The sequence below is a fragment of the Ulvibacterium marinum genome (genome assembly GCF_003626755.1).
Taxonomy (GTDB): domain Bacteria; phylum Bacteroidota; class Bacteroidia; order Flavobacteriales; family Flavobacteriaceae; genus Ulvibacterium; species Ulvibacterium marinum.
Window position 1 is genome coordinate 533,600 of the sequence record NZ_RBCJ01000001.1, and the last position, 11,990, is coordinate 545,589.

The following is an 11,990-nucleotide window of genomic DNA, read 5'->3' on the forward strand; positions in this document are numbered from 1 at the left end:
TCTATTTCAAGGCTGTGTTCAGCATAGTCATAAACTCGCCCAATTTACTGGGCTCCAACCAACGCGTTACCACCACCAAATCGTTCTCATTGTCAATAACAATGTAGTTACCTCCAAAGCCAGCTGCGAAATAAATGTCTTCGGAAAGCCCCTCCCAATGCCGATCGCCTTTTTTGTTCAACCACCACATAAAACCATAATTCACATTGGGTTTGGAGGATTCAATGGCTTTTTTTATCCAATCCTGGCTAATGAGTTGTTGATCTTCCCATTTCCCTTTGTTGAGGAACAACAAACCAAAGCGGGCCATGTCCTCCGTGCTAATAAACATTCCGGCCCCGGAATGACCACCACCGGTAACCGATTTCATCCGAACACCATCGATTTCTGTCCATGCATCGTAATACCCGTGCCATCTCCAGGTCGTAGAAGCACCTATTTTGTCCATTAGATTCTCCTTAAGTACCATGGGTAAAGGTTTTCGCCATACATGGGTCAACGCATAGGCCAACACATTAACGCGGACATCATTATATTCCATTATGGTTCCCGGTTCATTGAGCTTTCGGAATTTCCAATCATCCAAATCGCCTTCCCGAGGTGGACGGTCAGCCCAATCCTTTCCTCCCCAAAGTTCACCGGACCAATCGGAATTCTGTTGCAATAAATGCGCCCAGGTAATCTTCCCATTGTGTTCCCCATCAAAAGTGCCGTCCCAGATATAGTTTGCCGCCTTATCACTGGTTTGGGCGATTAGCCCGTGATCCACGGCAAGTCCAGCCATTGTGCTTAAAAAGCTCTTGGTAACGCTAAAGGTCATGTCTACCCTTTTTGTGTCCCCCCATTGGGCTATGATATAACCGTTTTTCAAAATCATTCCGGCCGGGCCACCTCTTTTTTTGGTAGGGCCCAGGATTTCATGAAAAGGTTCCCGTTCAAAACCTTTAAGAATGGCGATACGCAAATCCCTTGAACCTGAATATTCATTTTCGAGGGCAAAATCAAGTACTCGTTGAAGTTTATTTTCATCGATTTTAAAAGTGGCCGGGGCCTTGATTTCCCATACCTTGTTTCTTTCCGGAAAATAATAGTCCTTCTGGGCAAATAGGGTATTCAAGGAAAAGAGATAAAACAGAATAAGGCTGGAATACTTCATTTCAAAAGAATTTATTCAGAATCCAAATTAATCAAATCAAACCGCATAAGCCAATCGGTCTGTTCGTCCTTTCCGATAAAATAGGGATGGATCCCGAATTTTGTGAATCCCTGCCTTTGATAAAACCGAATGGCCTTAGTGTTCTTCTCCCAGACCCCCAACCAAAGAAAGTGTTTCCCTTTTTCAGAGGCAATTCGCTTTATTTCGGCAAGCATCCATGCCCCTATTCCTGAGCCTTGAAAGGTATTTAGAACATAGATGCGTTCCAATTCGATACTAGTAACTGACTTTACTTCGGTCTGGGCCAAATTTTCATTCAACTTAAAATAACCCGCCGTCTGGGTATCAACCTTAACGAAGTAGAAGCTTACATCCTTATCCTGTAGCTCGGCCAATAAGGCATCCCTATGAAATGCCGTACGCAGGTAGTCCTTAAAGTCTTCTGGGTCGTTATCCGCTTCAAAGGCGTCCTTGAATGTTCTTAGAGACAGTTCAACAAGTTCATCCAAATTATTTTGGTTGCATTTTTGAAGAAGTAAATGCATTTGGTTTGGGCCCATACCCAAAATTAGAAAAAAGAAAAGGAGCAGTGTAGGTTATACTGCTCCTTTTCTAGAATTTTTACCAAAATGCTATAGCATAAATAGTTTCTTGGTCAACATGACAATACCGCTAAAAAAATCGTTTTTGTACACTTGAATTTCTTCTTTGGTCGGAGCATGGTTAATTTGGGCTTCCATAGATCTGTGGGTTTTGAAAAAAGTCAGATTTGGGGTCTGAAACTTTTGAATTGATTTGTCTGGTAAAGGTACTTTGGAGACTTGCCAAATGGAAACTATTGTTGTGAAGACTTCACAAAATGTTGTGAAAGGGATGAACGGTCATTTTCTTCGATGAAATGCCTCGATGAACGGCATGTCTTTCAAAAAAGTCTTGGAAACAAGGTTGAAAATTAAAGGCCGATAATCGGAATTTCTTTGAACAAACATGCTTCGTTCCACTGCTTGGTATTTATAAGTAGTCGTGAACTTTAAAGTGTCATTTCCGGCACATCGCCTTTAAGGATCAAAGCACCCTCTGTGGCTTTTTTTATATCCTCTACATTCACTCCAGGTGCACGTTCCAGCAATTTAAACCCTTTTGAAGCGACTTCCAATACCGCTAGATTCGTTACTATTTTGGTGACACAGCCTACCCCGGTAAGCGGAAGGGTACATCTCTTTAGAAGCTTGGATTTGCCTGCCTTGTTGGTGTGCATCATGGCTACAATGATATTTTCCGCACTTGCCACCAAGTCCATGGCGCCACCCATTCCCTTCACCATTTTTCCAGGAATCTTCCAATTGGCTATATCACCGTTCTCCGCCACTTCCATAGCTCCTAAAATAGTAAGGTCCACATGTCGGCCGCGAATCATTCCAAAGCTAGTGGCCGAATCAAAAAAGGATGCACCGGGCAGAGTGGTAATGGTCTGTTTCCCGGCGTTGATGATATCCGCATCCTCTTCTCCATCAAAAGGAAAGGGGCCCATCCCCAATACGCCATTTTCACTTTGGAATTCGACATTGATATCATTACGTACAAAATTGGCCACCAAAGTTGGAATGCCTATCCCTAGATTTACGTAGTAACCATCCTTGACTTCTTGGGCGATACGTTTTGCTATTCCTTCTTTGTTTAACATCTTAAGTTAGTGTAAAATTTAATCCGAAATCTGTACGATTATGATATTCTCAAACTTTTAAATGTAACAATAAAACAATGTATCAATAGAGCTGTATTCTAAAGTTGAGGCATCCAACTACTTTTTGGATTTCTTCTTACTAGTACTCACTATTTTGTACAAAATGAGTCCCAATTCGTCAATGCTTGTCCTTAAATCCATATTGTGCGGATATGATTTTGCCTTCTCACATAGTTCAAGCCAGTATTTGGTTTCTTCCAATTCCTTAAGGGCAATTTTCATCTTATGGATAAAGTCAGCCATGCTCTCCGCATTTTGTGCCTCATGTACATTAGCTCCGATACTTGTTCCCGATTTTAATAGTTGATTGGCTACTGTGAATTTTCTCTTTTCTTCCAGAAGTTCACAAAATTCAATAATCATAAGTGCAAAATCAATGGATTTCTCCAGAACGGGATTTTCCCTCTTTGGCATTGCTCCATTGTTTAATTGAGCCATTAATTAATTTTTAACACGAACCGTTCGCTGTTCAATTCGCTTTTCGTAGTGTTCTCCTTGAAATATCCGTTGCACGAATATTCCGGGAATATGAATCTGATTGGGATCCAAACCACCAGCTGGAAGCAATTCCTCTACCTCTGCTACGGTAATTTTTGCCGCCCCACACATGCAGGGATTAAAGTTACGTGCCGTACCCTTGAATATAAGGTTTCCGGCCTCATCACCTTTCCAAGCCTTTACAAAGGCAAAATCTGCAGTAAAAGCTTCTTCCAGTACGTACATTTTTCCTTTAAATTCTCGGGTTTCCTTCCCTTTGGCCACTTCCGTTCCATACCCGGCCGGCGTATAGAATGCAGGAAATCCGGCTTGGGCCGCCTTACACTTTTCTGCCAAGGTTCCCTGTGGTGTAAGCTCTACCTCCAACTCACCGCTTAACATTTGCCGTTCAAACTCATCGTTCTCTCCCACATAGGAGGAAATCATTTTTTTAATCTGATGCTTTTGTAGCAGTAGCCCCAAACCAAAATCGTCTACGCCAGCGTTATTGGAAATACAGGTAATCTCAGCAATTCCCAGGCGTACTAGTTCTGCAATGGCATTCTCGGGGATTCCGCAGAGGCCAAAACCCCCAAGCATAAAGGTCATCCCATCTTCCACACCCTTCAAAGCCTCTTTTACATCGGTTACGGTCTTACGTATCATGTGGTAAATATTGAGTTATGAAGTTACTCGATATTTGGGAAATAGGAAAGCATAAAACTCCAAAGTACTGCTGATTTTCAAGTAAGTGCTGCCAGCTTTTTTTAGAAGTCAAGATCGTCTAGGTCGTCCTCGGAATCCACTCCCTTTTGCAATTCCTCAATTACCTTGGTACAATCCACATTAATGGACAATTCTTCCGGTTCCGGAAAATCCTCCTCGGATACGCCCAATTCTTTATTGGCATAGTTTTTTCTCATGTAGAGACCCCAAATTGGGAGGGCCATGGAAGCTCCTTGTCCATAGGCTAGGCCCCGAAAATGGATGGAGCGTTCTTCACCACCGACCCAAACGCCAGTGACCAAATTGGGTACCATTCCCATAAACCAGCCATCACTTTGGTTTTGTGTGGTTCCCGTCTTACCGGCTATGGGATTAGTAAATTCATAAGGATATCCCGTAACAACTTTCTTATATACCGTTTGGTTTGTTGCAAAAGTATGGCGTAACCGGGTTCCTGAACCCCCTTCGGTTACCCCCTTCATCAAATCTACCATAGCATAGGCCACATCCTTGCTGAGCACATCTTTGGTTTCCGGTACATACTCATATAATACCGTACCATTTTTGTCCTCGATACGTGTGACCATAACCGGTTTCACATACACGCCTTGGTTTGCAAAAGCGCCATAAGCCCCCACCATCTCATATACATTGAAGTCCTCCGTTCCCAAGGCAATGGATGGAACTTCTAGAATTTCCTTGGTAAGTCCCAAATTCTTTACGATAGATACTACAGACTTAGGACCGACCCGATCGATTAACTGTGCGGTAACCGTATTTATGGAATTGGCCAAAGCATGTTTCAGCGTATGCATCCTTCCGGAATATTTTCCATCCGAATTATCTGGACACCACGCTTCCATATTCCCATGTTTCAGAGGTTCAATGCAATATTTGGTATCCGGTAACGAATCACAGGGTGATAATCGAAGTTGGTCAATCGCAGCTGCATACACAAAAGGCTTAAAAGTGGATCCGGCCTGCCGAGCACCTTGGATGACATTATCATATTGAAAATGTTTGTAATCGATTCCTCCTACCCATGCTTTTACATGGCCCGTTTGGGGTTCCATGGACATCATGGCCGCACGCAAAAATGATTTGTAATACCGGATGGAGTCCATTGGGGTCATGATGGTATCTTTTTCATGGACATCGCTCTTCCAATCAAAGACCGACATTTCTACTTTTTTAGTAAAGGACTCTCGGATTTCCTTTTCGGATTTTCCTTCATTCTTCATTTTTCGCCATCGTTCGGAAGTTTTTATGGCTTTTTCCATAATTCTATTTGTCTCCTCCGGGGTCAAATCGAGAAAAGGAGCCGTCTTATTGCGATCTGGTGTATTCTGTACAAAAAACTCCGCCTGTAGACGTTCCATGTGTTGGTTCACGGCATCTTCGGCATTTTGTTGCATTCTTGAATCAATAGTGGTGTAGATTCGGAGTCCATCCAAATACAGATTCCATTGATCTCTTTCCCCTTCCAAGGCCGGTTTCGGATTTTTCTTAATCCATCTATTCATGAAACCTTGTAGATACATCCTGAAGTAGGTTGCAATACCATCACTATGCGATTCAGGATGATAACTCAGATTTATTTCCAGTGCTTGAAGCGAATCTTTTTCCGACTCGCTTATGTATTCATATTTTGCCAATTGAGCCAAAACAATATTCCTTTTTTTCCATGTCAATTCTTCACGCCGTAAGGGATTGTAGAGCGATGAATTCTGTAACATACCCACCAACATGGCAGATTCTTCGATTTTTAGGTCTTTGGGCTCCTTTCCAAAATAAATTCTCGACGCGGATCTGATGCCATCCGCATTGTTACCGAAATCGTAGATGTTTAGATACATCTTGATAATCTCTTCTTTTGTATAACTGCGCTCTAATTGCGTGGCGATGACCCACTCCTTTGTTTTTTGCTTTATAGTCTCGAATTTGTTTCTAGATCGTACTCCCACAAAAAGCTGCCGCGCCAATTGCTGTGAAATTGTACTGGCACCTCCTCGTTTTCCCAAAAAGAAAAGTGCCCGCAACGTCCCACGTGCGTCAATACCGGAATGACTATGAAAACGGATATCTTCGCTGGCAACCAAAGCATTTACCAAATTCTCGGGTAAATCCTTATACGAAACATCAGTGCGATTGTCGTCTAAATAGAACTTCCCTATTAATTTGCCATCCGAGGAAATTATTTGTGAAGCCAGATTAGTCTGCGGGTTTTCCAAATGCTCGTAAGGGGGCAGTTCTCCCAAAAATCCCCAGGAAGCCAATAAAAAAAGAAATGCAACAGAAAGAATCCCCATTGCAAAGAGTATCCAGAACCATTTTATGAACCTAAAAAATCCTTTGTCGTTCTTTTTCTTTACCGTTTTTTTTGCCATTACTTATGGGTCACTTTTTTCAATTTGGAAACCGACATCCGTTATTCCCTGCAAGTTTACGATTCCTTCCACTTTACCATTTTTTCGCATAGCATGGGCCAAGCGTAAAGTATATACGCCAGAAGAAGGAAAAACGATGTTCTCCTTGTACCATAATTTGTTTTCCTTTATGCTACCATAGCCTTTCCCCAGCCAACTCCCGTCCGGTCTGGCCATTTCATATTCCAAAGTATCAGCAATTGTATGCCCAGAAGGAAAATCGAGTTCGGCTATCAAAAAGAGGTTACTATAAGGGAAGGTCTCATCATTTCTTACATTGATAAACACATTATGGGAACGTAAGGTATCCATTTCGGAAAATGTAAATTCAATAGTGTTTTCCTTGTTCCAGAAGCCCTTGTCGGTAGCCTTGTATTCTGCTTTTATCAAAGCGTCATTACAGGAAATAAAGAGTAACATAACCGTCAGGGCAAGTAAACTCCTAAGCATTTTTTGGACGTCTTTTCTGATTCTTTCTTGATTTCCGATTCCTATTTTTTCTTCGCTTTGGTCTATCAAAACGGGTAAGACTGTCTTGACCTACAACATTTTCAAAGGCCATTTCTTCCTGAACGGAATTATCGGCCACATATTCTTCCAAGCTGGCTACTTTTTCCTTTTTTTTATTCTTCTGAATAATTTCCAAAACCTGATCTTTGGAAAGTGCATGCCAATTAGAGGGTTCATTCCGGTAAGAGAACCATAAGGTAGATTTAAAGATATCCGCTTTTTGGCAGAAAGCCAATCCTTTTTCGGTTTGAAGTTTGGTATCTGAAGATGGGAAATCTGTTAAGGCCTCTAGATACATATCCAATTCATAATTGAGGCAACATTTAAGCTTACCACATTGGCCGGCCAATTTTTGGGGATTTAAGGATAACTGTTGATAACGTGCCGACGAAGTACTTACAGACCTAAAATCGGTCAACCACGTAGAGCAGCATAGTTCCCGGCCACAAGATCCAATTCCTCCCAGTCGTTGAGCTTCCTGTCGGTACCCTATCTGACGCATTTCTATGCGTATACCAAAGGCCTTGGCCATATCCTTTATCAGTTGGCGAAAATCTACGCGTTCCTCCGCAGTATAATAGAAAGTGGCCTTGGAGCCATCTCCCTGGAATTCAACATCCGAGATTTTCATTTGAAGACCCAATATAATGGCAATTTCCCTGGACCTTTTCTTGATTTCTTCTTCCCTGCCTCTACATTTCTGCCATTTATCGATGTCCTTTTGGGAAGCCCTGCGATATATTTTGGGAAGGTCAGGGGAATGATGGTCTTCCTTTTTCTTTTTCATCTGGACCTTAACCAACTCACCTGTAAGGGTAACCATGCCAACATCGTGACCGGATTGCGCTTGGGTTGCTACAACATCACCAATGGACAGCGTTAGGTTTTCCGTATTTCTAAAGAACTCCTTTCTGCTATTTTTGAATCGGACTTCCACACAGTCAAACGGCTTTGCACCATTGGGAAGCGACATATTGGAAAGCCAATCGAAAACCGTCAATTTATTACAGCCATCCGTACCGCAAGTCCCGTTGTTCTTACATCCACGTGGCTGTCCGTCCTTAGCGGTCGAACAACTGCTACACCCCATATTTAATATCTTGATTTGACCGAAATTGCCCTCAAAGCACTAAAATCTGCAGGATTCTCGATCAAAAAAGGTTCATATTTAACTTAAATGTAAAGGTAGTGATTTTTTAATTTGATGAAAAGTTATTCAATTCATGGGCATTGTTCGGGTAGATCAAAAAATTAAGTTTGAGCCTACTGAAATTTCGCATTTATTATTTCCCTGCACCTCCAAATTTTGGAGATTATTTTTTGAATTTTAATACTTCTGAACGCCCTTTCTTGAAAATTTTGTTACTTACTACCTTTCCCTTGCGCAGTTTTTTTTGTTCTTCATAAGGAAGGTTGTGGACTTCCTTACAGTCGTCCGAACAGCAATCATCCATTTTCTTAGCGCATTCATCGCACTGGATGAACAAAAGATGGCAAGCCTCGTTGGCACAATTTACATGGTTGTCACAAGATCTACCGCATTGATGGCACTGGGCAATAATATCTTCCGAAATGCGTTCACCCCTGCGATGGTCAAAAACGAAATTCTTACCAAGGAATTTGTTCTCAAGTCCCTTTTTCTCTACCTGTCTGGCATAATCAATGATTCCCCCCTCTAACTGATAGACTTGCTTAAACCCTTTGTGTTTATAATACGCACTGGCCTTTTCGCAACGAATACCCCCTGTACAATACATAACCAGTTTCTTATCCTCCTTATGGTTAGCCAAATCCCTTTCAATGATATCCAAGGAATCACGAAAGGTATCCACATCCGGGGTAATGGCATTTTTAAAATGGCCTATTTCACTCTCATAGTGGTTGCGCATATCTACTAACAGCGTATCCGGGTCATCAATGAGCTCGTTAAACAGCTCTGCGTCTACATGTATGCCCTTATCGGTGACGTCAAAAGTATGGTCGTTGAGGCCATCGGCAACAATTTTTTTACGGACTTTAATTTTTAGCTTTAGAAACGATTTGTTGTCCTGTTCAATGGCAATGTTGAGACGAACATTTTCAAGGAACGAAATACTGTCCAGATGTGCCTTGAACGCCCCAAAGTTTTCAGCGGGAACGGATAGCTGGGCATTGATGCCCTCATGGGCCACATAAATCCTACCTAGAACATCAAGCTCGTTCCAGTGTATGAACAAGTGGTTTCGAAAAATCAGCGGATTGCCAATTTGTGCATAGGAATAAAAAGAGATGGTCAGCCGTTCCTGTCCAGCTTTTTCAATAAGAGCAGCTCTTTCCTTTGCACTTAAGGTATTGTACAGTTGCATGCTATACCAATAGTTTAAGTTAAAAGAATGATTTTGATGTACAAAGGTAAGATAATATGGAAAACTCCAAGACGGTTCGAAGAGACTCCGTTAGGAAAAGAGTAGTGACATTATCCATGACTATGAACAAAAAAAATACGCAGTCATCAATAAAAAAGAGCCTTGAACTGTTCAAGACTCTTCATCGGCCATCCCATTTTTCTTTTTCATAGCATTCTTTAAAAAAATGCAAAAAGGAAATGGCCACCGCTGCCCATTGCCACTAAAAACAATGGTTTATGTATTGAGTTAGTACCGGCGATTTTTAACTAGATGCAGGTTTTCCAAAAAGGTTGCGTCCCCATTGCGATATGCAAAAAGAAATGGTATTTTAGCGTCCTTAATCAAAGATAACATGAGCTCCGAAAAAGACGCCAAATTAAAGGCTTTAAAACTTACCTTGGATAAACTGGACAAAACGTATGGCAAAGGTGCCGTAATGAAAATGGGCGATAGTGTGGTTGAAGAAGTTGAGGTAATCCCTTCCGGTTCCTTGGGTCTTGATATTGCGTTGGGCGTCGGGGGCTATCCAAGAGGAAGGGTCATCGAAATCTATGGCCCCGAATCATCTGGAAAGACCACCTTAACGCTACATGCCATAGCCGAAGCTCAAAAAAATGGGGGGATTGCAGCCTTTATAGATGCAGAACATGCCTTTGACCGCTTCTATGCCCAGAAGTTGGGTGTAGATATTGACAACCTCATCATATCCCAGCCTGATAACGGAGAGCAGGCCTTGGAGATTGCCGATAATCTTATTCGTTCCGGCGCAATAGACATTGTAATTGTCGATTCTGTTGCCGCACTTACCCCAAAGAGTGAAATTGAAGGCGAAATGGGGGATTCCAAAATGGGGCTACACGCCAGACTCATGTCCCAGGCCTTACGGAAATTAACGGGATCTATAAGCAAAACCCACTGTACAGTTATCTTCATCAACCAATTACGGGAAAAAATCGGAGTTATGTTTGGCAATCCGGAGACTACCACGGGAGGTAACGCATTGAAGTTTTATGCTTCCGTTCGACTTGATATTCGTAGATCTACCCAGATCAAGGATACCGACGGTTCTGTACAAGGTAACAAAACACGGGTAAAAGTAGTCAAGAACAAGGTGGCCCCTCCCTTTAAGACCGCAGAGTTTGATATTATGTATGGCGAGGGAATTTCCAAGGTTGGGGAAATCATAGATTTAGGCGTTGAATACGAAATCGTAAAAAAGAGCGGTTCGTGGTTCAGTTATGGTGATACCAAACTGGGCCAGGGACGAGATGCCGTAAAATCACTGCTCATGGATAATCCCGAACTTTTTGAGGAATTAGAAGGTAAAATACGGGAAGCGATAAACGCCTTAAAATAGCATACAACTTCTCTTTTTGGTAAAAAAGCATAGGGGTTTTTCCCCTAATGTCTTAAGCGCATTGATGCTAAGGTGTTGGATTAAACGCAATTTTAGTACATCATAACGTATATTTACGCAACCTTTGCCTTTTCTTTACATCTTAGAAGAAAACCCAATTGCCAATGAAAAGTTATCGTATAATTTTTTATTCCCTTTTGGTGCTTGGCCTTAGTTCTTGCAATTTGGGGGATGATGGGCCAAACTTTCATTTTACGGCCTTACAGATTACGAGTGCGGAACTTCCCGAATCATTTGATCTCAATGGGACTTACGAAATCAAGGTTACCTATGTAAGACCGGACGGCTGTACTTTTTTTGAAGGTTTTGACTTTGTCAAAGAGGATGTCACCGTCCGTAATGTGGTAGCGGTGGGTTCGGTACGGACAGATCAAGCCTGTACCGCAGCGGTTGAGGAGGAGGAAGCCACCTTTGTTTTTGTCGTGCTATTCGATGAGCCGTACACCTTTAGGTTCTGGCAAGGAACTGAAGATGGCACGGATGAGTATTTTGAAGTGGAAGTACCTGTTAACTAATTAAAGCAACAAAATCTAACCAACATTTTGAGTCTGGAAGAACTCATAGCCAATTGTAAAAAGGGTAACAGAAGAGCGCAAGAACAGCTATATAGGAAATACTCCGATATACTGTTCGGTATATGCCTTAAATATTCCCGTAATAGAACTGAGGCAGAAGATAGTCTTCATGACAGTTTTATTACCATTTTTGACAAGATTGGTCAATACCGCTCCAAGGGCTCTTTTGAAGGATGGATAAAACGTATAACCGTGAATACCGTATTGCAAAAGTATCGCAAGGAGGAACACCTAAAAGTGGTTACTGAGAATATTGGCGAAGAAGTAGAATTTGAATCCGAAGGTTATGCGGACATCGGCTTGCAGACGTTGCTAAAATACATCCAAGAGCTACCTAATAAATACAGACTAACCTTTAATTTATATGTATTGGACGGCTATTCCCATAAAGAAATCAGTAAACTATTGGGAACGTCTCCAGGAACATCAAAATCAAACCTTGCCCGTGCAAGGACCATTTTAAAAGAAAAAATTGAAACCGAAACGACCCGGTCAATAATCGGCATTTTGATTATTGCAGTAGTGGGCACCCTATAAAGAAACTATAAACCGGGTTCGGAAAAAGAAAACAT

The 11,990-nt window shown here is 41.9% G+C and carries 12 protein-coding genes; 3 read left to right on the forward strand and 9 right to left on the reverse strand.

Annotation, left to right across the window (positions count from 1 at the left end):
- Position 1 precedes the first annotated feature (1 nt).
- The 9 genes from D7Z94_RS02365 to trhO form a co-directional block, all read right to left on the reverse strand.
- Entirely contained in the window at positions 2 to 1,156 is a 1,155-nt protein-coding gene (locus tag D7Z94_RS02365) for a serine hydrolase domain-containing protein (protein ID WP_120709897.1), read from the reverse strand.
- Positions 1,157 to 1,167: 11 nt separating this feature from the next.
- Positions 1,168 to 1,701, reverse strand: coding sequence for a GNAT family N-acetyltransferase (locus D7Z94_RS02370; RefSeq protein WP_120710844.1), 534 nt, complete (start codon positions 1,699 to 1,701; stop codon positions 1,168 to 1,170).
- Between the two features lie 485 nt (positions 1,702 to 2,186).
- Complete coding sequence (locus tag D7Z94_RS02375; RefSeq protein WP_120709898.1) at positions 2,187 to 2,840, reverse strand: 3-oxoacid CoA-transferase subunit B; 654 nt, start codon at positions 2,838 to 2,840, stop codon at positions 2,187 to 2,189.
- A gap of 117 nt (positions 2,841 to 2,957) precedes the next feature.
- Positions 2,958 to 3,314, reverse strand: coding sequence for a four helix bundle protein (locus tag D7Z94_RS02380; protein WP_120710845.1), 357 nt, complete (start codon positions 3,312 to 3,314; stop codon positions 2,958 to 2,960).
- A gap of 27 nt (positions 3,315 to 3,341) precedes the next feature.
- A complete protein-coding gene (locus tag D7Z94_RS02385) occupies positions 3,342 to 4,043 on the reverse strand; it encodes a CoA transferase subunit A (protein ID WP_120709899.1) in 702 nt (233 codons plus the stop codon).
- 101 nt (positions 4,044 to 4,144) lie between these two features.
- Entirely contained in the window at positions 4,145 to 6,490 is a 2,346-nt protein-coding gene (locus tag D7Z94_RS02390) for a penicillin-binding protein 1A (protein ID WP_120709900.1), read from the reverse strand.
- Positions 6,491 to 6,493: 3 nt separating this feature from the next.
- The gene (locus D7Z94_RS02395; RefSeq protein ID WP_120710846.1) at positions 6,494 to 6,979 is read right to left on the reverse strand and encodes a gliding motility lipoprotein GldH; all 486 of its coding nucleotides are present in this window, start codon (positions 6,977 to 6,979) and stop codon (positions 6,494 to 6,496) included.
- Positions 6,972 to 8,129 (reverse strand): PSP1 domain-containing protein, encoded by a 1,158-nt coding sequence (locus D7Z94_RS02400; RefSeq protein WP_120709901.1) that lies wholly within the window; start codon positions 8,127 to 8,129, stop codon positions 6,972 to 6,974. The genes D7Z94_RS02395 and D7Z94_RS02400 overlap by 8 nt, the downstream gene beginning before the upstream one ends.
- A 223-nt stretch (positions 8,130 to 8,352) precedes the next feature.
- Entirely contained in the window at positions 8,353 to 9,384 is a 1,032-nt protein-coding gene (gene trhO / locus D7Z94_RS02405; RefSeq protein ID WP_120709902.1) for an oxygen-dependent tRNA uridine(34) hydroxylase TrhO, read from the reverse strand.
- 394 nt (positions 9,385 to 9,778) lie between these two features.
- Here trhO and recA point away from each other — a divergent pair, with 394 nt between their 5' ends.
- The 3 genes from recA to D7Z94_RS02420 all read left to right on the forward strand — a co-directional run bounded on the left by recA (position 9,779) and on the right by D7Z94_RS02420 (position 11,955).
- Positions 9,779 to 10,783, forward strand: coding sequence for a recombinase RecA (gene recA, locus D7Z94_RS02410; protein WP_120709903.1), 1,005 nt, complete (start codon positions 9,779 to 9,781; stop codon positions 10,781 to 10,783).
- A gap of 164 nt (positions 10,784 to 10,947) precedes the next feature.
- On the forward strand, positions 10,948 to 11,358 hold the full coding sequence (locus D7Z94_RS02415; protein ID WP_120709904.1) for a hypothetical protein: 411 nt from the start codon (positions 10,948 to 10,950) through the stop codon (positions 11,356 to 11,358).
- 27 nt (positions 11,359 to 11,385) lie between these two features.
- A complete protein-coding gene (locus D7Z94_RS02420) occupies positions 11,386 to 11,955 on the forward strand; it encodes an RNA polymerase sigma factor (RefSeq protein ID WP_120709905.1) in 570 nt (189 codons plus the stop codon).
- Positions 11,956 to 11,990: the final 35 nt, after the last annotated feature.